18 protein-coding genes are annotated in these 21,852 nt (G+C 70.5%); 11 read left to right on the forward strand and 7 right to left on the reverse strand.

Translation table 11 applies throughout. From position 1 onward, the window contains the following. Nucleotides 1-87 precede the first annotated feature (87 nt). On the forward strand, nt 88-1,314 hold the full coding sequence (locus tag JNB62_RS02185) for an amidohydrolase (RefSeq protein WP_220299247.1): 1,227 nt from the start codon (nt 88-90) through the stop codon (nt 1,312-1,314). Nucleotides 1,315-1,868: 554 nt separating this feature from the next. Here JNB62_RS02185 and JNB62_RS02190 read toward each other — a convergent pair. Then, nucleotides 1,869-2,927, reverse strand: coding sequence for a VanZ family protein (locus tag JNB62_RS02190; protein ID WP_220299248.1), 1,059 nt, complete (start codon nt 2,925-2,927; stop codon nt 1,869-1,871). A 75-nt stretch (nt 2,928-3,002) separates the two neighbouring features. Here JNB62_RS02190 and JNB62_RS02195 point away from each other — a divergent pair, with 75 nt between their 5' ends. The 10 genes from JNB62_RS02195 to JNB62_RS02240 all read left to right on the forward strand — a co-directional run bounded on the left by JNB62_RS02195 (nt 3,003) and on the right by JNB62_RS02240 (nt 16,488). Then, entirely contained in the window at nt 3,003-5,153 is a 2,151-nt protein-coding gene (locus JNB62_RS02195; RefSeq protein ID WP_220299249.1) for an APC family permease, read from the forward strand. A 76-nt stretch (nt 5,154-5,229) separates the two neighbouring features. After that, entirely contained in the window at nt 5,230-6,531 is a 1,302-nt protein-coding gene (locus JNB62_RS02200; protein ID WP_220299250.1) for a SufS family cysteine desulfurase, read from the forward strand. Further along, nucleotides 6,528-6,980, forward strand: a complete 453-nt coding sequence (gene sufU, locus JNB62_RS02205; protein ID WP_220299251.1) for a Fe-S cluster assembly sulfur transfer protein SufU — start codon at nt 6,528-6,530, stop codon at nt 6,978-6,980. The genes JNB62_RS02200 and sufU overlap by 4 nt, the downstream gene beginning before the upstream one ends. Before the next feature lie 533 nt (nt 6,981-7,513). Beyond that, the gene (locus JNB62_RS19515; protein WP_220299252.1) at nt 7,514-7,603 is read left to right on the forward strand and encodes a potassium-transporting ATPase subunit F; all 90 of its coding nucleotides are present in this window, start codon (nt 7,514-7,516) and stop codon (nt 7,601-7,603) included. After that, nucleotides 7,603-9,285, forward strand: a complete 1,683-nt coding sequence (gene kdpA / locus JNB62_RS02215) for a potassium-transporting ATPase subunit KdpA (protein ID WP_220299253.1) — start codon at nt 7,603-7,605, stop codon at nt 9,283-9,285. Before JNB62_RS19515 ends, kdpA begins: the two co-directional genes overlap by 1 nt. A gap of 1 nt (nt 9,286) precedes the next feature. After that, a complete protein-coding gene (gene kdpB / locus JNB62_RS02220) occupies nt 9,287-11,515 on the forward strand; it encodes a potassium-transporting ATPase subunit KdpB (protein WP_220299254.1) in 2,229 nt (742 codons plus the stop codon). Nucleotides 11,516-11,533: 18 nt separating this feature from the next. Beyond that, nucleotides 11,534-12,145 carry a potassium-transporting ATPase subunit KdpC gene (kdpC, locus tag JNB62_RS02225; RefSeq protein WP_220299255.1) on the forward strand — a complete coding sequence of 204 codons (612 nt, stop codon included), beginning with the start codon at nt 11,534-11,536 and terminating at the stop codon, nt 12,143-12,145. Nucleotides 12,146-12,323: 178 nt separating this feature from the next. Further along, nucleotides 12,324-14,849 carry a sensor histidine kinase gene (locus tag JNB62_RS02230; protein ID WP_220299256.1) on the forward strand — a complete coding sequence of 842 codons (2,526 nt, stop codon included), beginning with the start codon at nt 12,324-12,326 and terminating at the stop codon, nt 14,847-14,849. Continuing rightward, nucleotides 14,846-15,523: a response regulator gene (locus JNB62_RS02235; protein ID WP_220299257.1), complete on the forward strand. Its 678-nt coding sequence runs from the start codon at nt 14,846-14,848 to the stop codon at nt 15,521-15,523. Before JNB62_RS02230 ends, JNB62_RS02235 begins: the two co-directional genes overlap by 4 nt. Further along, nucleotides 15,523-16,488: a DUF389 domain-containing protein gene (locus tag JNB62_RS02240; protein WP_220299258.1), complete on the forward strand. Its 966-nt coding sequence runs from the start codon at nt 15,523-15,525 to the stop codon at nt 16,486-16,488. Before JNB62_RS02235 ends, JNB62_RS02240 begins: the two co-directional genes overlap by 1 nt. Before the next feature lie 30 nt (nt 16,489-16,518). Here JNB62_RS02240 and JNB62_RS02245 read toward each other — a convergent pair whose 3' ends face one another. The 6 genes from JNB62_RS02245 to JNB62_RS02270 all read right to left on the reverse strand — a co-directional run bounded on the left by JNB62_RS02245 (nt 16,519) and on the right by JNB62_RS02270 (nt 21,772). Beyond that, nucleotides 16,519-17,418, reverse strand: a complete 900-nt coding sequence (locus tag JNB62_RS02245) for a TerC family protein (protein WP_220299259.1) — start codon at nt 17,416-17,418, stop codon at nt 16,519-16,521. A gap of 94 nt (nt 17,419-17,512) precedes the next feature. Continuing rightward, nucleotides 17,513-18,385 carry an alpha/beta fold hydrolase gene (locus tag JNB62_RS02250; protein ID WP_220299260.1) on the reverse strand — a complete coding sequence of 291 codons (873 nt, stop codon included), beginning with the start codon at nt 18,383-18,385 and terminating at the stop codon, nt 17,513-17,515. A 21-nt stretch (nt 18,386-18,406) separates the two neighbouring features. Continuing rightward, a complete protein-coding gene (locus JNB62_RS02255; protein ID WP_220299261.1) occupies nt 18,407-19,387 on the reverse strand; it encodes an SRPBCC family protein in 981 nt (326 codons plus the stop codon). 1 nt (nt 19,388) lies between these two features. Further along, nucleotides 19,389-19,775, reverse strand: coding sequence for an ArsR/SmtB family transcription factor (locus JNB62_RS02260; protein WP_220299262.1), 387 nt, complete (start codon nt 19,773-19,775; stop codon nt 19,389-19,391). Between the two features lie 279 nt (nt 19,776-20,054). Beyond that, the gene (locus JNB62_RS02265) at nt 20,055-20,876 is read right to left on the reverse strand and encodes a hypothetical protein (protein ID WP_220299263.1); all 822 of its coding nucleotides are present in this window, start codon (nt 20,874-20,876) and stop codon (nt 20,055-20,057) included. Further along, nucleotides 20,873-21,772 carry a hydroxyacid dehydrogenase gene (locus JNB62_RS02270; RefSeq protein WP_220299264.1) on the reverse strand — a complete coding sequence of 300 codons (900 nt, stop codon included), beginning with the start codon at nt 21,770-21,772 and terminating at the stop codon, nt 20,873-20,875. Before JNB62_RS02270 ends, JNB62_RS02265 begins: the two co-directional genes overlap by 4 nt. Nucleotides 21,773-21,852: the final 80 nt, after the last annotated feature.

Genomic DNA, 21,852 nt, shown 5'->3' on the forward strand with positions numbered 1-21,852 from the left:
CCGCGCCCCCGGTTTCGCGTGCATTCAGCGCAACTGAACGGGTTCAGACAGGGCGGGACGAAGGGACCCCACGGCTAGGCTCAGGTCATGACGATCGACCTCGAAGCGCTGTACATCGATCTGCACCGGCATCCGGAGCTGTCGTTCCAAGAGACGCGTACGGCGGGGGTGATCGCGCAGCACCTCGGCGACCTCGGCATCGAGTTCGAGGAGGGCATCGGAAAGACCGGAGTCGCCGGCGTGATCCGCAACGGCGACGGACCCGTCGTCTGGCTGCGCGCCGACATGGACGCCCTTCCGGTGCCCGAGCAGACGGGCCTCGAGTACGCCAGCACCGCGCGCGGCACCGACCCGGCGGGTAACGACGTGCCGGTCATGCACGCGTGCGGCCACGACATGCACGTCACCGCCATGCTCGGCGCGCTGGAGCGTCTCGTCGCCACGAAGGACGAGTGGTCGGGCACGGTGGTCGTCGTGTTCCAGCCCGCCGAGGAGTACGGCTCGGGCGCGCAGGCGATGATCGCCGACGGCGTGCTCGACCGGTTCCCGAAGCCCGACATCGTGCTCGGCCAGCACGTGACTCCCCTGCCCGCGGGCACGATCGGCGTGCGCAGCGGAACCCAGATGGCGGCATCCGACGGCCTCACCGTCACCCTGCTGGGCCGTGGCGGCCACGGCTCGCGCCCGCAGGCGACGATCGACCCGGTCGTCATGGCGGCCGCCACCGTCATGCGGCTGCAGACGATCGTGTCGCGCGAGATCGACCCGCGCGATGTCGCGGTGGTCACGGTCGGCTCGATCCACGCCGGCCTCAAGAACAACATCATCCCGGCCGAGGCGAAGCTCGAGCTGAGTCTCCGTTACCCCGACGACGAGGCCCGCGCCCGCGTGCTCGAGAAGGTCGAGCGCATCGTGCGCGCCGAGGCGCAGGCGTCGGGCGCCGAAGAGCCGCCGGTCATCGTCACCGACCACACGCTGCCGCCGACCATCAACGACGTCGACGCCACGGCGCGACTGACCGCGGCGTTCGACACCGCGTTCGGCGAGGGCACCGTCATCGACCCCGGCATGTTCACGGGCAGCGAGGACGTGTCGTGGTTCGCCCGCGAGGCCGGCGTGCCGCTCGTCTACTGGTTCTGGGGCGGCGTCGACCCCGAGGCGTTCGCCGCAGCGGCGGCTGCCGGGACCATCGAGCACGACATCCCGACGAACCACTCGCCCTTCTTCGCGCCGGTCATCCAGCCGACCCTGAGCCGTGGCGTCGACGCGCTCGTCGTGGCCGCGCGCGAGTTCCTGGGGTCGTCCGCGGCGTAGTCGGGTGGATGCCGGCGGCCCCGGCCGCCGGTTCCCGCTCGTTGAGCGAGCGAAGCGAGACGAAACGCCGCGTGCCGCCCGTCGGAACCAGCCCCGCGCGCGACTGTCGCGGGCCGAGTCCGCACAGCCGCTCACGACGTTTCGTCTTCGCTCCTTCGTCGCTCCGCTCAACGACCGGGTGGATGCCGGCGGCCCCGGCCGCCGGTTCCCGCTCGTTGAGCGAGCGAAGCGAGACGAAACGCCGCGTGCCGCCCGTCGGAACCAGCCCCGCGCGCAACTGTCGCGGGCCGAGTCCGCACAGCCGCTCACGACGTTTCGTCTTCGCTCCTTCGTCGCTCCGCTCAACGACCGGGTGGATGCCGGCGGCCCCGGCCGCCGGTTCCCGCTCGTTGAGCGAGCGGAGCGAGACGAAACGCCGCGTGCCGCCCGTCGGAACCAGCCCCGCGCGCGACTGTCGCGGGCCGAGTCCGCAGAGCAGCTCACGACGTTTCGTCTTCGCTCCTTCGTCGCTCCGCTCAACGACCGGGCGGAGACGCTGCGGCCGCCGGCATCCGTCACCCCTCGACGGGCTCGCGGGCGTCGACCAGGCGCTGGCACGAGACGATGCCGGGCAGGCCGCGGCGGTCGTCGGTGGTGAGCACGAGCACCGCCGAGACGAGGGCGAACGCGCCGGTCACGACGCCCCAGGGGCCGGGCAGGGCGCTCAGCAGCAGGTACCCGCCGATGCCGCCGAGGTACCGCAGCGGGCGGGCGAGCGCCGGCGGCAGCTGGCCGCCGGTGTAGCGCAGCTGCACGGCGTGGTCGCCGATGGTGCGTCCGGTCGCGAGCGTGACCACGAGCCACAGCGCGATCGGCACGGCACCGGCGACGACGTTCGCCGCGGTGCCCTCGCGCATGGCGCGGTCGGCGCCGAGCGCATACAGCAGCAGCTGGAACGCCACCGCGACGGCGACGCCGAGCACCCACGCCGCGAGCACGTCGCACAGCATCGCGAGAAAGCGGCGGCGGCGGGTGATCGGACGCGGCGACTCGGCGTCGGCGAACTTCGGCGTGCCCCAGTGGCGGCGCGGCACCGCCAGCGCGAGCACCGAGCCGATCAGCGCGCCGAGGGTGTTGGTGAGCAGGTCGTCGACGTCGAACACGCGGTACGCGCACGGGTACAGCTCCCATACGCCGGTGAGCTGCGTCGTCTCGATGAACGCCGAGACGCCGAGACCGACGAGAAGGGCGGTGAGGATGCCGCGGCCGCCGAGCACGCGGACGAAGAAGCCGAGCGGCACGAACAGCAGCACGTTCAGCAGCAGCTGCAGCACGGCCGGATCGGTCAACGTGCGACCGGGACGCGCGATCGCCCCGCGGACGTCGCCGACGAACGCCAGCAGGTCGAGGTTCACTCCGGCGCAGCGCATCGCGTCCGGGTCGGGCAGGGGCAGCAGCGTGTACGTCCAGATGGCCATGAGGTACACGAGGGCGGCGCCCCACAGCAGGAACCGGCCCACCCCGAATCCCCCGCGCCGACGGTAGCTGAGGGCGACGAACGGGACGAACAGGAGCACCCCGGCGACGAGGCCCGCGACGATGGCGAGCACCCCCAGAATCACCTGTTCATCCACCGTTTGAGTCTCTCAGAGGAGGTCGCCGTATGGATTCCGTGAGGATGCCCGTCCGGATGCGTCCTCACGGAATCCATGCGCGTAATATCGCCCGCCGTGACGAACGAAAGCCGCGAGCAGTCGGTGGACGAGGCGCCGATCGCAAAGCGTCTCATCCTGGGGGACCCGCTCGCCTCGACAGACTCCGACGAGCACCTGCTGCCCAAGAAGATGGCGCTGCCGATCTTCGCGTCCGACGCGCTGTCGTCTGTCGCCTACGCCCCGCAGGAGTTGCTGCTCATCCTGCTGACCGGCGGCCTGGCGTTCCTCGCCTTCGCGCCGTGGATCGCGGCCGCCGTCGTCGTGCTGCTCGTCGTCGTGGTGATCAGCTACCGCCAGCTCATCAAGGCGTATCCGTCGGGCGGCGGCGACTACGAGGTCGCGCGCAAGAACCTCGGTGAGATCCCCGGCGTGATCGTGGCGTCGGCCCTGCTCGTCGACTACGTCCTCACGGTCGCGGTGTCGGTGGCGTCCGGTGTCGACAACATCATCTCGGCGCTGCCCGGGCTCAATCCGTGGCGCGTGGAGCTGGCGGTCGGCTTCGTCATCCTGATCGTCATCGTCAACCTGCGAGGCGTGCGGGAGGCATCCCGCGCGTTCGCGATCCCCACCTACGTGTTCATCGGATCGGTCGGGCTCATGATCATCGTGGGCCTCATCGAGATCGCGACCGGCAACGCGCCCGTCGCCTCGAGCGCGCAGTACGCGGTCGAGACGCAGGACATCACGCAGGCCGCGGTCATCCTGCTCGTGCTGCGCGCGTTCTCGAGCGGCTGTTCCGCGCTGACCGGCGTCGAGGCGGTCTCGAACGGCGTGCAGGCCTTCCGCCGGCCCAAGGTCAAGAACGCGCAGACCACGCTCGCGATGATGGGCGGCATCGCGATCCTGCTGTTCACCGGCCTGACCGCGATCGCCCTGGTGTCGGGCGTCCACTACGCCGAGAACCCCTGCGACCTCATCGGCTTCGACTGCAGCAACCCCCAGCCCAGCCTCATGGCCCAGGTGTCGTCTGCCGTGTTCGGCATGAACTCCATCCCGTTCTTCATCATCCAGGCGGCCACGGCTGTCGTGCTGCTGCTGGCGGCCAACACGGCGTTCAACGGGTTCCCGCTGCTCGGGTCGGTGCTCGCGCGCGACGGCTACGCGCCGAAGGCGCTCAACACCCGCGGCGACCGCCTCGTGTACTCGAACGGCATGATCATCCTCGGCCTCATCGCCATCGGCGTGCTGATCGTCTACCAGGCCAACCTCACGAACCTCATCCAGCTGTACATCATCGGCGTCTTCGTGTCGTTCACGATCGGCCAGATCGGCATGATCCGCCATTGGCGGCGGGGCATCCGCGAGATCGGCCGGCTGCCCGCCGACCAGCGCGGCTCGCAGAGCGTGCGCGGGGAGCTGTTCGGCCTGCGCAAGGGCCTGTTCATCAACTCGCTCGGAGCCACCATGACGGCGTCGGTGCTCGTCATCGTCACGATCACGAAGTTCACGCACGGCGCGTGGCTGGTGTTCCTCGCCATTCCCGTGCTCTCGTTCCTCATGGTCGGCGTCCACCGCTACTACCGCGACGTCGAGCACGAGATCGCGATGGACGACCAGACCCACTTCGGCTCATCGGGCGACGTCGCCATCATCCTCGTCAACAAACTGCAGAAGCCCGTCGTCAAGGCCGTCGACTACGCCCTCGCCGCCAAGCACGACAAGACCTTCGCCGTGCACATCGCCGTCTCGAAGGACGACACCGAAGACATCCAGGCCGAGTGGCGCCGGCATCGCATGCCGATCCCGCTCAAGATCATCGAGTCGCCGTACCGGACGTACGCGGGGCCGATCGCCGAGTGGGTGCGCAAGTACCGCGAAGAGCACGGCTCGTCGGTGGTCACCGTGTACCTGCCGCAGTACATCGTCGGCCACTGGTGGGAGACCCTCCTGCACAACCGCAGGGCGCGACGCATCGCACAGCAGCTGATGCTGGTGCACGGCGTGTCGATCACGCTCGTGCCGTGGCTGCTCGACTCGTCCGAGCTCATCTACGGCCGCCGCTCGCGCGTGCTGCCCGGCGACGAGCGCGCCGGGCGCGCCGGCCAGCACGCCGTGCCCGCCGTCGAGCGCCGCGGCCGCCGGGTCGTGCGCCCCGCCGGTCCCCCGGCTCCCAGCGAGACGGCCGACGTCTCGCGCAACGCCTGACGGGCTGGTGAGTGGATGCCGCCGGCCGCGGCGGACCGACGGCCCGGGCGGGCGGCATCCCGCGTAGCCTTAAGGGGTGACCTCTGCACCCGTCCCCGCCACTGTGCCGGCCGCGCTCGACGCGGAGGCCGTGCGCGCCGACTTCCCGATCCTCGGCGAACGCGTGAACGGGGAGCGCCTGGTCTACCTCGACTCGGGCGCGACGAGCCAGAAGCCGCAGGCGGTCATCGACGCCGAGGTGGCGTTCCTGACGCGCGCGAACTCCGCCGTGCACCGCGGCGCGCACACGCTCGCCGCCGAGGCCACCGAGCTGTTCGAGGACGCCCGGGCCACCGTCGCGGGCTTCGTCGGCGCGCGGCCCGAGCAGCTGGTGTGGACGAGCGGCGCGACGGCCGGGCTCAATCTCGTCGCGTACGCGATCGGCAACGCGAGCGTGGGCCGCGGCGCTCCCGCCAGCGCCCGCTTCGCGCTGCGCCCCGGCGACGAGATCGTGGTGACCGAGACCGAGCACCACGCGAACCTCATCCCCTGGCAGGAGCTCGCGGCACGCACGGGCGCCGTGCTGCGGCACATCCCGGTGCGCGACGACGGCACGCTCGACCTCGACGCGGCAGCCGCGACCATCGGCGAGCGCACACGGGTCGTCGCATTCACGCACGTGTCGAACGTGCTCGGCATCGTGAACCCGGTGGCCGAGCTCGTCGCCCTGGCGCAGGCCGCCGGAGCGGTGACCGTGCTCGACGCGTGCCAGTCGGCGCCCCACCTGCGGCTCGACCTGCCGGCGCTCGGCGTCGACCTCGCGGTGTTCTCGGGCCACAAGATGCTGGGCCCGTACGGGGTCGGCGGCCTCTATGGACGCGCCGACGTGCTCGAGGCGCTGCCGCCGTTCCTCACCGGCGGCTCGATGATCACCACCGTCACGCTCGACGAGGCGCAGTACCTGGCGCCGCCGCAGCGCTTCGAGGCCGGCACGCAGCCGGTGTCGCAGGCGATCGCGCTGGCCGCCGCCGTGCGCTACCTCGATGGCCTCGGCATGCCCGCGGTCCACGCGCACGAGAAGGCGCTCGAGGCGCGCCTGGGCGACGGGCTGCGACAACTGGACGGCATCCGGCTCCTCGGCGATGCGCCGGGCGCCGACCGCGTCGGCCTGTGGGCCTTCGACGTCGAGGGCGTCCACGCCCACGACGTGGGGCAGTTCCTCGACGCCCGCGGTGTCGCGGTGCGCGTCGGGCACCACTGCGCCCAGCCGCTGCACCGCCGGTTCGGCCTGACCGCGTCGGTGCGGGCATCCACCTCGGTCTACAACACCGCGGACGACGTCGACGTCTTCCTCGACGCACTGTCGGGCGTCCGCTCGTTCTTCGGAGTCGGCGCATGAACGGTCTCGAATCGCTCTACCAGGAGCTCATCCTCGACCACTCCAAGCGCCCCCATGGCAAGGGTCTCGCCGACGAGGCCGCGCACACCGCAACGTCGCACCAGCGCAACCCCATCTGCGGCGACGAGATCACGCTCCGCGTGCGCATGACGGACGACGGCTCCGAGGTGGCCGAGGTCACCTGGGACGGCGCCGGGTGCTCGATCTCGCAGGCGTCCGCCTCGATGCTCGTGTCGCTGCTCGAAGAAGAGAGCAGGATGCCGCGGGCCGAGGCATCCACTCTCGTCGAGGGCTTCCGCGAGGCGCTGCGCTCGCGCGGAGAGCTGCCGCTGGACGAAGAGGTGTTCGGCGACGCCGCAGCGCTGTCGGGGGTCTCGAAGTACACCGCCCGCGTCAAGTGCGCCATGCTCGCGTGGGTGGCGTTCGAAGACGCCCTCGCCCGCGCCTGACCGGGCCCCCGGCTTCTCGGCAGTAGCGCTTCGTCTCGCTGGCGCTCGCTCAGCGACCGGGTTCTCGCGGCGGCGGCGGTTCTCGCCACGCTTCGTCTCGCCGGCGCTCGCTCAGCGGCCGAGTGCGCGATCCTGCGCCTGACGCCCGCGTAGCCGAGGCGATTCGTCTGCGGGCGCTGGAGCGCCCTCCGCTCAACGACCGGTGCTGCGCTCGTTTCGTCTGCGGGCGCTGGGGCGCCCTCCGCTCAACGCCCGGTGCTGCGCTCGTTGAGCGAGCGAAGCGAGACGAAACGCCCCGGACCGTGCTCACGGCTCCGGCGCGGCGTCAGCGTCGCGTGAGCATGGCCGCCGGAGGCGTTCGTATTCCGTGAGGACGACGGTGGCGGCATCCACCGGGGAGTTGCATCGAACGGTGCCCGCTGCACCGCGGGCCGAAGCCAACCGGGAGTCCCTGTGCTCGATGTCATCTACCTCGCCCTGACGGTCGCGCTGTTCGCGCTCGTCGGGCTCATCGCGAAGGGGGTGCAGAAGCTGTGACTGTCTTCTCGCTCCTTGCGGCCGCACTCGGCATCGCCGCGATCGTCTACCTCGTGATCGCCCTCGTGAAGCCGGAGAAGTTCTGATGGATGCCGCGACCATCTGGACCGGCATCCTGCAGATCGCCACCGTGGTGCTGATCCTCGCGCTGCTCTACCGGCCGCTCGGCGACGGGATCGCCCGCGTCTTCACGTCGGACAAGGACTGGCGCGTCGAGCGCGGTGTGTACCGTCTCGTCGGCGTCGATCCGCACTCCCAGCAGACGTGGCAGGCGTACGCGCGCGGCGTGCTCGTCTTCTCGCTCATGGGGGTTCTGTTCGTCTACGCGCTGCAGCGGCTGCAGGCCGTGCTGCCGTACTCGCTGGGCCTTCCCGCCGTGCCCGAGGGTCTGGCGTTCAACACTGCCGCGTCGTTCGTCGCCAACACCAACTGGCAGTCGTACTCGCCCGAGGTGACCATGGGCTACACGGTCCAGCTCGCGGGCCTCGCCGTGCAGAACTTCGTGTCGGCCGCGGTCGGCATCGCGGTGGCCGTCGCCCTCGTGCGCGGATTCGCACGCCGCGGGTCTGCGACCATCGGCAACTTCTGGGTCGACCTCACACGGGGTCTCACGCGCCTGCTGCTGCCGCTGGCCCTCATCGCCGCGGTGGCGCTGATCACGGCCGGCGTCGTGCAGAACTTCGCCGGGTTCACGGACGTGCAGACGGTCGCCGGAGGCACGCAGTCGATCCCCGGCGGCCCTGTCGCGAGCCAGGAGGCGATCAAGGAACTGGGAACCAACGGCGGCGGCTTCTTCAACGCCAACTCCGCGCACCCGTTCGAGAACCCCACCCCGTGGTCGAACGTGCTGGAGATCCTGCTGATCCTCGCGATCCCGGTCGCGCTGCCCCGCGCCTTCGGACGGATGGTCGGCGACGACCGCCAGGGGTACGCGATCCTCGCCGTGATGGGCTCCATCGCGATCGTCTCGATCATCGCCGTCACGTGGCTCGAGGCACTCGGGCTGGGCACGGCCCCGCAGCTGGCGGGCGGCGCCATGGAAGGCAAAGAGACGCGGTTCGGCATCTTCGGCTCGACCCTGTTCGCCGGCGCCACCACGCTCACGAGCACCGGCGCCGTCAACTCGATGCACGACTCGTACACCGCGCTGGGCGGCATGATCCCGATGATCAACATGATGCTCGGCGAGATCGCGCCGGGCGGCGTCGGCTCGGGTCTCTACGGCATGCTCGTGCTCGCCGTCATCGCGGTCTTCGTGGGCGGGCTCCTCGTCGGACGCACACCCGAGTACGTCGGCAAGAAGATCGGCCCCACGCAGATCAAGCTCGCGAGCCTCTACATCCTCGTGACGCCCACGCTGGTGCTGGCCGGCACGGCGCTGAGCTTCGGCATCCCGGCGATCCGCGCCGACGTCGAGTCGACGTCGATCTGGAACCCCGGCGTCCACGGCCTCAGCGAAGTCCTCTACGCGTTCACGTCGGCCGCGAACAACAACGGCTCGGCGTTCGCGGGACTCACGGCGAACACGCCGTGGCTGAACACGGCGCTCGGCGTCGCGATGCTGCTGGGCCGCTTCATCCCCATCGTGCTGGTGCTGGCCCTGGCCGGCTCGCTCGCGGCGCAGGAGTCCGTGCCGTCCAACGCCGGCACCCTGCCCACCCACCGCCCGCAGTTCGTCGGCCTCCTGGCCGTCGTCGCGGTCGTCGTCACCGCACTCACCTACTTCCCCGTTCTCACGCTGGGTCCCCTGGCGGAAGGTCTCGTCTGACATGTCCACTGTCTCGTCTCGCCCGGCCCCTGAGCCTGTCGAAGGCCGCTCAACGACCGAGGGGGTCCTCGGTGGGCCCGTCTCGGGCTCCGTTTCGTCTCGCTCCGCTCGCTCAACGACCGGTGGCAAGCCCTCCTCGCGGGCGTTCAGCGCCGCGCAGCTGTGGGCCGCCCTGCCCGGCGCACTGCGCAAGCTCAACCCGGCGGCGCTGTGGCGCAACCCGGTGATGTTCCTGGTGTGGGTGGGCGCGGCCCTCACCACGCTGATCGCCGTCGCGGAGCCGTTCCTCGGCGGCCCCGAGTCCTCGGGCGGCACGACGGTGCCGTTCGGGTTCACGTGGGGCATCGCGGTGTGGCTCTGGCTCACCGTCCTCTTCGCGAACCTCGCCGAGTCGGTCGCCGAGGGGCGCGGCAAGGCGCAGGCCGCGACGCTGCGCAAGACCCGCATGTCGACGACGGCGCGTCGCGTCGCCGCGTACGAAGAGACGGTGGATGCCGCCGCCCGGCGCGCCGAGATCGTCGAGGTCCCCTCCGCCGACCTGAGGCTCGGCGACATCGTCGTGGTGTCGGCCGGCGAGCTGATCCCCGGCGACGGCGACATCGTGAACGGCATCGCGACGGTCGACGAGTCCGCGATCACCGGAGAGTCGGCGCCGGTCGTGCGCGAATCCGGTGGCGATCGCTCGGCGGTCACCGGCGGCACCCGCGTGCTGTCGGACCGCATCGTGGTGCGCATCACCTCGAAGCCCGGCGAGACCTTCGTGGATCGCATGATCGCGCTCGTCGAGGGCGCGAGCCGGCAGAAGACACCCAACGAGATCGCGCTCGGCATCCTCCTTGCAAGCCTGTCGATCGTGTTCGTCGTCGTCGTGCTGACGCTCAACCCGATCGCGTCGTACGCCGCCGCGCCGGTCAGCATCCCGGTGCTCGTGGCGCTGCTGGTGTGCCTCATCCCGACGACGATCGGCGCGCTGCTGTCGGCCATCGGGATCGCGGGCATGGACCGCCTCGTGCAGCGCAACGTGCTCGCGATGTCGGGCCGCGCCGTGGAGGCTGCGGGCGACGTCACGACGCTGCTCCTCGACAAGACCGGCACCATCACGTACGGCAACCGGCGGGCATCGGACTTCGTCACGATGCCGGGCGTCGACGACGCCGAGCTCGCACGCGCGGCCGCGGTGTCGTCGCTGGCCGACCCCACGCCCGAGGGCGTCTCGGTGGTCGAGCTGGCGGCCACGCGCGGCATCCACGTCGAGGCACCGGAGGGCTCGACGGTCGTCCCGTTCACCGCCCAGACGCGCATGAGCGGTGTGGACCTCGCCGACGGCACCCAGGTGCGCAAGGGCGCCGGGTCAGCGGTGCTGGCCTGGCTGGAGGCATCCGCATCCCCCGTTCCGGCCTCCACGCGCGCACTGCTGACGAGCGAGACCGACGCCATCGCGCAGTCCGGCGGCACGCCGTTGGTGGTCGCGACGCTTGGCGCCGGGGGCGGCAGCGTGCTGGGCGTCGTGCACCTGAAGGACATCGTGAAGGACGGCCTCCGCGAGCGGTTCGACGAGCTGCGCGCCATGGGCATCCGCACCGTGATGATCACCGGCGACAATCCGCTGACCGCAGCGGCGATCGCGAAGGAGGCCGGCGTCGACGACTACCTCGCCGAGGCCACGCCCGAAGACAAGCTCGCCCTCATCACGCGGGAGCAGCGGGGAGGCAGCCTCGTCGCGATGACCGGCGACGGCACCAACGACGCGCCCGCCCTCGCACAGGCGGATGTCGGAGTGGCGATGAACACCGGCACGTCGGCCGCGAAAGAGGCCGGCAACATGGTCGACCTCGACTCGGACCCGACGAAGCTCATCGACATCGTCCGCATCGGCAAGCAGCTGCTCATCACGCGCGGCGCGCTCACGACGTTCTCGCTCGCGAACGACATCGCCAAGTACTTCGCCATCATCCCCGCCATGTTCATGGGCGTCTTCCCCGGGCTCGCGGCACTGAACGTGATGCAGCTGAGCTCGCCGGCATCCGCGGTCACGAGCGCGATCATCTTCAACGCCGTCGTGATCGTGTTCCTCATCCCGCTGGCGCTGCGGGGCGTGAAGTACCGCCCGGCGAGCGCCTCGCAGATCCTCAGCCGCAACCTGCTCGTCTACGGGCTGGGCGGCGTGATCGCGCCCTTCATCGGCATCAAGCTCATCGACCTCGTCGTGAGCCTCATCCCCGGCTTCTGAGCCCGACAGGAGACACGCATGTCCACCACCCGCACCACCGTCCGCACCGCCGGCGTCGCGCTGCGCGCCATGATCGTCTTCACGCTCGTGCTCGGCGTCGGCTACACGCTGCTGGTCACCGGCATCGGGCAGCTCGCCCTGCCGTGGCAGGCCAACGGCTCCGCCGTGCAGAACGAGGCCGGCGACACCGTCGGCTCCGCCCTCATCGGGCAGACGTTCGCCGGCGCCGAGGGCAACGCGCTGCCCGAGTACTTCCAGCCGCGCCCGTCGGCCGCGGGCGACGGCTACGACGCGGGCGCGTCCAGCGGCTCGAACCTCGGACCCGAGAACCCCGACCTCGTGTCGGCGATCGAAGAGCGCCGCGCCGCGATCGCCGAGCGCGAGGGCGTCGACCCCTCGCAGGTGCCCGCCGACGCCGTCACGGCGTCGGGCTCCGGCCTCGACCCCCACATCAGCCCCGCCTACGCGCTGCTGCAGGTGACTCGGGTCGCCGAGGCGCGCGGACTCGACGCGTCCACGGTGCGGACGCTCGTGGAGCAGCACATCCAGCAGCGCGACCTCGGCTACCTCGGCGAGCCCAGAGTGAACGTGCTCGAGCTCAACGTCGCACTGGACGAGCTCGGCCGATGAGGACCCCTCGGCTGGCGGCATCCCTTCTTCGCCGCTCCCCTGTCACGATCGACGCGCCCACCGCGCGCATCGTGACAGGCGAGCGGCGGGGGAGCACGCTCCGCTGTCGCGAATGGCGGCCGTCGGGCACCGGATGCGACAGGCGAGCGCGGCGACGGCGAGGAACTAAGGTGGCCGCATGAAGCGCGGCAGGCTGCGGGTGCTGCTGGGCGCCGCGCCGGGCGTCGGCAAGACGTACGAGATGCTCGAAGAGGGCCGGCGTCTGGCCGACGACGGACGCGACGTCGTCATCGCCGTCGTCGAGACGCACGGGCGAGCGGCGACGGCCGCGCTGACCGAGGGCCTCACCGTGGTGCCGCGCACCACCGTCACGCACCGCGGGGTCGCCCTGACCGAGATGGACGTCGAGGGCGTGCTCGAGCGTGCGCCCGAGATCGCCCTCGTCGACGAGCTCGCACACACGAACGCGCCCGGCCTGCTGCACGCCAAGCGCTGGCAGGACGTCGAGACGCTGCTCGATGCCGGCATCGACGTCATCACGACGGTCAACGTGCAGCACATCGAGTCGCTCGGCGGCGTCGTCGAGAAGATCACGGGGGTCGCCCAGCGTGAGACGGTTCCGGATGCCGTCGTCCGAGCCGCCGACCAGGTCGAGGTCGTCGACCTCTCGCCGCAGTCGCTGCGCGACCGGCTGTCGGCCGGGCTCGTGTACCCGGCGGAGCGGATCGACGCGGCGCTGTCGAACTACTTCCGTCTGGGCAACCTGACCGCGCTGCGCGAGCTCGCGCTGCTGTGGCTGGCGGATGAGGTCGACAGCGCGCTGAAGTCCTACCGCGCCGAGCACGGCATCCAGAGCGCATGGCAGGCGCGCGAACGCGTCGTGGTGGCCCTCACCGGCGGCGGCGAGGGCGAGACCCTGCTGCGTCGCGGCGCGCGCATCGCCGCGCGCTCCGCGGGCGGTGAGCTGCTGGCTGTGCACGTGTCGACGCAGGACGGGCTGCGATCGGGCAACCCCACGGCCCTCGCGGCGCAGCGGGCGCTCGTCGAATCGCTGGGCGGCAGCTATCACCAGGTCGTCGGTGACGACGTGCCGCGCGCGCTCGTCGAGTTCGCGCGCTCCGCCAATGCGACGCAGCTGGTGATCGGCGTGAGCCGGCGCGGGCGGCTGTCGGCGGCGCTCACCGGGCCGGGCATCGGCGCCACCGTGATCCGGGAGTCCGGCGACATCGACGTCCACATCGTGACGCACTCCGCGGCCGGCGACCGCTTCACGCTCCCCCGCCTGTCGGGCGGCGCCCTGAGCGTCAAGCGCCGCATGCTGGGCTTCGCGCTGGCCCTCGTGGGCGGCCCGCTGCTCACGTGGCTGCTGGTGTCGTTCCGCAGCGACGAGACCATCACGACCGACGTGCTGGCGTATCAGCTGCTCGTGGTGCTGGTGGCGCTGGTGGGCGGCATCTGGCCCGCCGTCTTCGCCGCCGTGATGTCGGGGTTCACCCTCAACTACTTCTTCGCGCCCCCGCTCTACACGATCACGATCGCCGACCCGCGCAACGTGTGGGCGCTCATCCTGTACGTGGTGATCGCCGTGCTGGTGAGCTTCGTCGTCGACCGGGCCGCCCGTGCCGCGCGTGCGGCACGGCGCTCCGAGGCCGAGGCCGAGCTGCTGGCGACCGTCGCCGGCAGCGTCCTGCGCGGCGAGTCGGCGGTGCCTGCCATGGTGAGCCGCACGCGGGAGTCGCTGGGGCTCGCGGGCGTGCGCCTCATCGGTCCTGACGGCGGGGTCATCGCGACCGACGGTGAGCCCGTCCGCGACGGCCGGCACGAGACGGTCGCCGTCGGCCGCACGATCGACGGGAGCCCGCGCGCGACCCTCGAGCTGCACGGACACCCGCTGGACGCCTCGGAGCGACGCCTCGTCGACGCCGTCGCCGCGCAGCTGGCCGCCGCGCTGGAGCACACCGACCTCGCCGCCACGGCGCGCACCGCGGGCGTGCTCGCCGAGACCGACCAGGTGCGCAGCGCGCTGCTGTCCGCGGTGAGCCATGACCTGCGCCGCCCCCTGGCGGCTGCCGTCGCCGCTGTCGGCGGGCTGCGCGCGGCGGGGCCGCAGCTCTCGCCCGAGGACCGGGCAGAGCTCGTGGCCACCGCCGACGAGTCCCTCACCACGCTGTCGGCCCTCGTGACCGACCTGCTCGACGTCAGCCGGATCGAGGCCGGCGTGCTCGCGGTGTCGCTCGTCGACGTCGACGGCGCCGGCATCGTGCTGTCGGCCCTCGACGAGCTCGGGGGCGGTCCCGACCGGTTCGAGCTCGCCCTCGACCCCGACCTGCCCCTGGTCCGCGCCGATCCCGTGCTCCTGCAGCGCGTGCTGGTGAACGTCATGGCGAACGCCGCCCGGCATTCCCCGCCCGGTGCGCGTGTGCGCGTGTCGACGAGCCGCCTCGGCCGCACCGCCGAGATCCGCATCGTCGACCACGGCGCGGGTGTCTCGCCCGAGCGGCGCGACGACATGTTCACGCCGTTCCAGCGCCTCGGCGACAGTGACAACACCGCGGGTCTCGGTCTCGGTCTGGCCCTGTCGAAGGGGTTCACCGAGGGGATGGGCGGTACGCTCACCCCCGAAGACACGCCTGGAGGAGGGCTCACGATGGTCGTCGCGCTGCCGGTGGCGGAGTCCGCCCGTCCCCGCGGGGCGGTCTCGTGAAGGTCCTGATCGCCGACGACGATCCCCAGCTCGTCCGCGCCCTGCGCATCACCCTCGCCGCCCACGGCTACGAGGTGATCGCCGCGCCCGACGGCGTCGCGGCTGTCGCCCTCGCCGCGAAGGAGAACCCCGACATCGTCATGGTCGACCTCGGCATGCCGCGGCTGGACGGTGTCCAGGTCATCGAGGCGCTGCGCGGCTGGAGCGCCGCGCCGATCATCGTCGTGTCGGGACGCACGGGCTCCGCCGACAAGGTGGAGGCCCTGGATGCCGGAGCCGACGACTACGTCAGCAAGCCGTTCCAGATCGACGAGCTGCTCGCGCGGCTGCGGGCGCTCTCGCGGCGTGCGGGTGCGGCATCCACTGCTCCCGTCGTCCGCTTCGGCGACGTCGTCATCGACCTGTCGACCAAGACGGTCACCCGCGGCGGCGAGCGCGTGCACCTGACGCCGACGGAGTGGCGGATCCTGGAGTTCCTCGCGCGCAACCCCGGCTCGCTCGTCACCCGCCAGGCGCTGCTGAAAGACATCTGGGGCACCGAGCAGGTCGCCGACACCGGCTACCTGCGCCTGTACATGTCGCAGTTGCGCAAGAAGCTCGAGGCCGACCCGGGCCACCCGGCGCATCTGCTGACCGAGTCCGGCATGGGCTACCGCCTGGTCGTCGACGCCTGATGCTCACCGTCCGCGTCACCGCGCCGCACGAGCTGGCCACGCAGCTGTGTGAGCGCCTCCGGGACGAGCCCACCGTCAGCGACGTCGTCCACCTGCCCGCGGCCGGCGCGGGCGGCGGCCAGGGCGACGTCATCCTGTTCGAGCTCGCACGCGAGAACGCCAACAACGTCATGCGCATGCTTCGGCACGCGGGGGTGCCTGCGCAGGGATCGATCGTGGTGAGCGAGCCGATCGCGGTGGTGTCGGATGCCGCGGCCGCCGCCGAACGCGCGGCACCGGGTCATCCCGCCGACGGCGTGCTGTGGGCGCAGCTCGCCGATCGCTCGCGCGAGGACGCGCGACCCTCGTGGAGCTTCTTCGCGTTCCTGCTGCTGGCGACGCTCATCGCCGGCATCGGGCGCCTGCTCGACCAGCCGATCCTCATCATCGGCGCGATGGTGGTGGGCCCCGAGTTCGCCCCTCTCGCCGCCATCTGCTACGCCGTGGTGCGGCGCAAGCGCGGCATCGCGGGCATGGCGTCCGTCACGCTCTTCGGCGGCTTCGCGCTGTGCGCGGCGATCGCGTGGGGCGTCTGGACGATCGTGTACGCGTTCGGGCTCTTCACATTCGAGCAGGCGACGACCGGTCCGCTCACCGAGTTCATCATCGCCCCCGACGCCTGGTCGTTCGTGATCGCGCTGCTGGCGGGAATCGCGGGCGTGCTGTCGCTCACGACGTCCAAGTCGTCGGCGCTGGTCGGCGTCTTCATCTCCATCACGACGGTGCCGGCCGTCGGGACGATCGGCCTCACGCTCGCCGTCGGCGCGTGGGACGAGGCCTTCAGCGCCCTGCTGCAGCTGCTCGTCAACCTCGCGGGCCTGTTCGTCGCCGGCATCGCGACGCTGTGGGTGCAGCTGCACGTCGGCCGGCGCATCGGATCTCAGCTCGAGGCCCGTCGGGCCCGCCGCAGCGCCGAGAACGCCTGACGCGGGTGGATGCCGGCGGCCGGGACCCGGTCAGCCCAGGCCGTGGCGCTCGTCGGTGCCGGGGGCGGCGTCGCCGTCGACCGGCCGCGACGACAGGCCCACCGACCCCGAGTGCGGGTCCTTCGACAGCGCGGCCGTGACCGCGATCGACTCGTCCACGTCCGGGTACTGCGGGCGCAGCTGCACGGGGTTGCGGCGACGCTGCTCGCGCTTGGCCTTCGCGGCGGCCGCCCAGAGGTTCAGCGCCTCGACGAAGATCGCGAACGCCATGGGGCCGTAGATGAACGCCTTGTCGATGTGGAAGCCGAAGCCCTCGGCGATGAGGAACACGCCGATCAGCAGGAGGAACGACAGCGCCAGCATCTTCACCGTGGGGTGCTTGTTGACGAACGCGAAGATGTAGCGCGACGCGAACAGCATGATGCCGAACGACAGCACCACGACCGTGATGATCACGACGAGGTTCTCGGTCATGCCGACGGCGGTGATGACGGAGTCCAGCGAGAACACGAGGTCGAGGACGAGGATCTGCGCGATGACCGAGCCGAACGTGATGGCCTTGCGTCCTCCGGCACCGTGCTCCTCCTCGGAGCCCTCGAGCTTGTGGTGGATCTCGGTCACGGCCTTGTAGACCAGGAACAGACCGCCGGCGATGAGGATGAGGTCCTTCCACGAGAAGCCCATCTCGCCGATGAAGAACACGTCCTCTTTGAGCGTCACGATCCACCCCGCGAAGAGCACCAGCACGATGCGCATCAGCATCGCGAGGGTGAGGCCGAGGTTGCGCGCCTTCGCCTGCTGCTCCTTCGGCAGCTTGGACGCGAGGATCGAGATGAAGATGACGTTGTCGACGCCGAGGACCACCTCGAGCACGAACAGCGTCAGGAACACGGCGACCAGATCGGGCGTGAAGGCGAAGGAGAAGTCCACGCCGCCATGCTAAGCGGCCGGGCTGACCGCACCCGGGCATGACGAGGGGCGGGATGCCGCGGCATCCCGCCCCTCGTCGGTCAGCGTCGTCGTGTCAGGCGCCGTCGAGGACCGTGCGCAGGCGGTCGGCGAAACCCTCCGGATCGCCCGGGTACCCCGGCTGGTCGGTGAACCCGGCGTGGTGGCTGGGGAACTCCGTCACGGGCCTGCCGACCGCCGCGGCGAGCGTGCGGGCGCCGCGCGCGGCCAGGGTGTCGCCCGACTCGACCCCCGCCGCGATCACGAGGCGATCGCCGAGGCCGCGCAGGGCGTCGAGGTCGGCGTGGTACTGGATGAGCGCCGGCATGTTCCGGATGAGCGGGTTCGTCCGCGAGCCGTCGTCGACCGCCGACATCCCGAACATCGCCGGGTCCGGGGCGGGCTGCTCGAGGTAGTCCTCCGGCACCTGACCGTCGAACATGACGAACGGGATGAACTTCGCCATCGCTGCACCGTCGCCCTGGTCGGCATAGGTGCGCTTCATGTCGGCGATCACCGCGAGCACCGCGTCGCGATCGGGCAGGTGCTCGGCGAGCGGCGGCTCGTGCACGACGGCGATCCGCACGTCGTCCGGGTGCGCGGCGAGCAGACCGAGCAGGTTCACGGCGCCGCCGCTGGACCCGAACGCATCGACGGCGCCGGCGCCCAGCGCCTGGATGACGCGGTGCAGGTCGGCGGCGTGCTGCTCGACACTGATATCGGCGGTGCCGACGGGGTTGCGGCCGGCTCCGCGCGGGTCGTACGTCACGACGGGACGATCGGTGAACTGCCCGGCGAGCAGCGCGAGTCCTGTCGCGTCCATCGGCGCGGCGAAGAGGAACAGGGCAGGGCGGTCCGCGGTGGCAGCGGCCAGGTCTCCGTGCACGTCGTACGTGATCGCGTCGTCGCCGGTTCCCACCACGTGGGTGGTGATGGTCTTCTCGCTCATGACATCGTCCGCTCGCCCGGGTCAGACCCCGGCGAGCACTCCTTCCAGGCGTGCATAGCTGGCCTCCATGCCGTCGGTCATGCCGGTGGCGAGCACGATGTCGCGCGTCTGGGCGTCCGGGTACTCGACCACGAGCGTGATGAGCGTGGCGCCGTCCTCTTCATAGAGGCTCAGGTCGTTGAGCGTCGCGGGGAAGTCGGTGCCCGTCATGTGCTCGGTCGTCACCGCCCGGTGCGGGGCGTCGATGACGAGCGTCTCGCCGTCGAAGCCGAACGTCTCGCCGTCGGTCCCCTCGAGCGGCTGCCACTGGTAGCGGTAGTGCCCGCCGACGCGGGGGTCGACCTCGCACACCGACATGCGCCAGCCGTCGGGGCCGAGCAGCCACTGCTGCAGGAGCTCCGGCTCATGGTGCGCCCGCCACACGAGCTCGATCGGGCCCTCGATGAGCCGCGTGATGCGCACGTGCCGGTCGTCGAGGATCTCGGTCTGCGTGCCCTTGCCCTGGGCGTAGGCGCGCAGTCCTTCGAGCACGCGGTCGAGCTGGTTGATGGCCATCGTGGAACCCTCGACGGCGCCCATCGCGACGACCTTCTCCAGCGCCTCTGCCGAGTCGAAGTGCGTCGTGTTGACCAGTCGCGACCCGGTGGCCGTCCGGTCGAAGGTGAACACCATGCGCGAGGTCGGCATGTCGGCCAGCACCGTCCCGTCCGCGTCGGCGAACGAGTCGAGTGCGGTGAAGGTGCGGGGTCCGTCGATCTCGAGGAACTCCCACACCCCGTGGTACTCCTCGCCCTTCGGGCTGGTGAGGTGGTACCTCGCGCGTCCGCCGACGGTGAGGTCGAACTCGGTGAAGGCGGCGGGGTAGCCGGGAGGGCCCCAGAACCGCTCGAGCTGGCGCGGGTCGGTGAACGCCGACCACAGCCTCTCGACCGGCGCCGCGAAGTCCGCGACGAGGGTCATGGTGAGCGCTTCGGGATCGGTCGTGACATCGGTGACAGGCATGTCACTCTCCTTCGTTGGGTGTGTCGTCTGTGTCATGGATGCCGGCGGCAGGTGCCGGCTCGGAAAGCAGCGCATCGAGCCGATCGATGCGGGCGCGCCACAGCTCCTCGTACCGCGAGAGCAGGGCGCGGGCGCGGGCGATCATCGCCGGATCCGCCCGGACGAGGCGTTCGCGCCCTTCGGCGCGCTTGACGATGAGGCCCGCCGCCTCGAGCACGGTGACGTGCTTCTGGACGGCCGCGAACGACATGTCGTAGTCGCGGGCGAGGGCCGAGACCGAGTGCTCGCCGTCGATCGTCCGGCGCAGGATGTCGCGCCGGGTCGCCGCCGCGAGCGCGTGGAACACGCGGTCGATCTCGTCATCGCTGAGCTCATTTCGTACAACCATTTGGTTGTACGTTACGCCGGCCGCCGGCATCCGTCAACAGCCTCCTGTGTCAGTTGATCGGGAACTCGTATGACACGCGCCATGATCGGTCGCAGCAGGTGACATGGGGCTGGGCAGCGCGGGATATCACCTGGAGAGGAATCCTGTCCGAGGACCTCGAGTGGGTGAAGGTCTCTCGGCACTTGCGCACGGGAGCGCCCGCCTACGCGCTGGACACATCCTCACGGCCGTCCGAACGGAGCGACCCGCGCTGAACTACTGGCCGTCACAGCTTCGCGGCTACACCCAGCCCCGTTGGCGACAGGCAGCGGCGATGAGCTCTGAGACCGTGCCCTGGCCCTCCGCGGTCAGGTGCACGGCGTCCTTACGGATGCGCGCCGGGACCACGGATGCTGTCTCGCCCGGTGCCGCGTGGATGCGCCGCAGTTCCTCATCCACATCCAGCACATGGTCTTTCCAGGTCATCGAGATCGCGGCGTTGAGAGTGGTGATGGCTCGACCGGTTGTCGACCGGGGATGATCATCTCCGCCGTGTAACACGGTTAGAACAAGGAAACGACCGGTCTTCAGCCTCGCGATCATCGCGGAAAGGTCGCTGATCACGGTGCGGACGTCGCGGAAATTGTTCCTACCGACCCAGAGCACGCCGATGCTCGAGAGATAGGCATCGTGCACATAGGGAATGTAGGCGGCGTGCCCCGCGAAAGGTGGTGGCGATTCGTCGTCCGCGACGAAGACATATCCACCTTCGACGTCGTCGCGCGCGAAAACCACGCCGGGCACCCCGTCCAGCCAGCCACCGAGCAGGCTGTTCGTCGTGCCGCTTCCCTGCAGCAGCGGGCGAAAACCTGTGGGTGAGACGAATGAGATGAGATGTTCACGGGGATGCGAATTCCCGCAGACGTGAGCGGTTATCGGGATGGCGCCCATGCGCGCAGCGACCGTCGTCGATGTCTCCCCGCCAACGCCCGCATTCAGCACGGCAGCGCGAGTCAGCGCGCTAAGCCCAGCGTCGTCTCCCTGTTGCGTGAGCGAATCACCCCACCGAGCGATCGTCGGTCGGGAGGACCCTGGTGTGTTCTCGGCGGGGGCGGCGATCATGCGAGGAGCGTCTGCTGGGAGTGGCTGATGGCATGCGGCGTGGAACCCGTCGCGATCACTCTTCTCAGTTCTTCGAGGATGAACGTGGTCATCCGGTGGATGTCATGCCCCATCGCGCCTGCGATGTGAGGTGTGACGAAGCAACTCTCCAGGGTGGGCAGTGCACTGTCGGGTGGAAGGGGCTCAGGTTCGGTCACATCCAAGTAGGCGAAGAGGCGCCCGCTGCTGCACTCGGAGGCTATCGCCTCGGTGTCGATCAGATCCCCTCTCGCGGTGTTGATCACGGATGCACCGTCACGAAGAGCCGCGAGGCGGGCGGCGTTGATCATCCCGCGCGTGACGGGGACGGATGGCGCATGGAGCGACAGGATGTCGCACCAGCGGATGAGCTCGTCGAGATCTCGAGGTTCAGCGCCGGCGCACGCGATCTCTTCCTCGCTGATTGTCGGATCGTACACAGAGATGCTCACGTCGAAATGCTGCATCAGGCTCAGCAGATGTCGACCTGTCGCGGACAGCCCGACGATGCCGATGCGGGAGCCGTACAGCCCGGCGTTGGAGCGAACCGCGGGACTCCAGTAGTCGTCCCCGGTACGGAGTCGATGCGCGAACTGCGTAGCTCGCTTGGCAGCCATGATCACGCAGGCGAGGGCGTACTCGGCGACCGGCACGGCGTTGGCCGTCCGTGCCGAAACCACGATCAGGTCGGGACGCCACGCGCCCTCCGGGAGGAGGCCGTGAACGCTGCCTCCGATGTGGAGCAATGCCGAGACTTGAGGCGTGATCAGCTCCGCCGGGATCTGGCCAGCACCCCACCCTGTCAGAAGAAACGCGTGGTCGGTACGGCTCGGCGTCTCGCCGGGCCGTATGTGGATCCAGTCGACGAGCTCGGTCATTCTCTCCCGCAGAGCGGGAGAGAATGACCCATCGGCATCCTCGTCACTCGCATACAGAACAGCGCGCGGGCGCGCAACAG

This window comes from Microbacterium jejuense, from assembly GCF_019511665.1.
Lineage (GTDB): Bacteria > Actinomycetota > Actinomycetes > Actinomycetales > Microbacteriaceae > Microbacterium > Microbacterium jejuense_A.

Excerpts from the sequence above, each read along its gene's own strand:
- JNB62_RS02185 (WP_220299247.1), top strand. The coding sequence starts at position 88 with ATGACGATCGACCTCGAAGCGCTGTACATCGATCTGCACCGGCATCCG.
- JNB62_RS02195 (WP_220299249.1), top strand. The coding sequence starts at position 3,003 with ATGCGCGTAATATCGCCCGCCGTGACGAACGAAAGCCGCGAGCAGTCG.
- sufU (WP_220299251.1), top strand. The coding sequence starts at position 6,528 with ATGAACGGTCTCGAATCGCTCTACCAGGAGCTCATCCTCGACCACTCC.
- kdpA (WP_220299253.1), top strand. The coding sequence starts at position 7,603 with ATGGATGCCGCGACCATCTGGACCGGCATCCTGCAGATCGCCACCGTG.
- kdpB (WP_220299254.1), top strand. The coding sequence starts at position 9,287 with ATGTCCACTGTCTCGTCTCGCCCGGCCCCTGAGCCTGTCGAAGGCCGC.
- kdpC (WP_220299255.1), top strand. The coding sequence starts at position 11,534 with ATGTCCACCACCCGCACCACCGTCCGCACCGCCGGCGTCGCGCTGCGC.
- JNB62_RS02230 (WP_220299256.1), top strand. The coding sequence starts at position 12,324 with ATGAAGCGCGGCAGGCTGCGGGTGCTGCTGGGCGCCGCGCCGGGCGTC.
- JNB62_RS02240 (WP_220299258.1), top strand. The coding sequence starts at position 15,523 with ATGCTCACCGTCCGCGTCACCGCGCCGCACGAGCTGGCCACGCAGCTG.
- JNB62_RS02250 (WP_220299260.1), bottom strand. The coding sequence starts at position 18,385 with ATGAGCGAGAAGACCATCACCACCCACGTGGTGGGAACCGGCGACGAC.
- JNB62_RS02255 (WP_220299261.1), bottom strand. The coding sequence starts at position 19,387 with ATGCCTGTCACCGATGTCACGACCGATCCCGAAGCGCTCACCATGACC.
- JNB62_RS02260 (WP_220299262.1), bottom strand. The coding sequence starts at position 19,775 with ATGGTTGTACGAAATGAGCTCAGCGATGACGAGATCGACCGCGTGTTC.
- JNB62_RS02265 (WP_220299263.1), bottom strand. The coding sequence starts at position 20,876 with ATGATCGCCGCCCCCGCCGAGAACACACCAGGGTCCTCCCGACCGACG.
- JNB62_RS02270 (WP_220299264.1), bottom strand. The coding sequence starts at position 21,772 with ATGACCGAGCTCGTCGACTGGATCCACATACGGCCCGGCGAGACGCCG.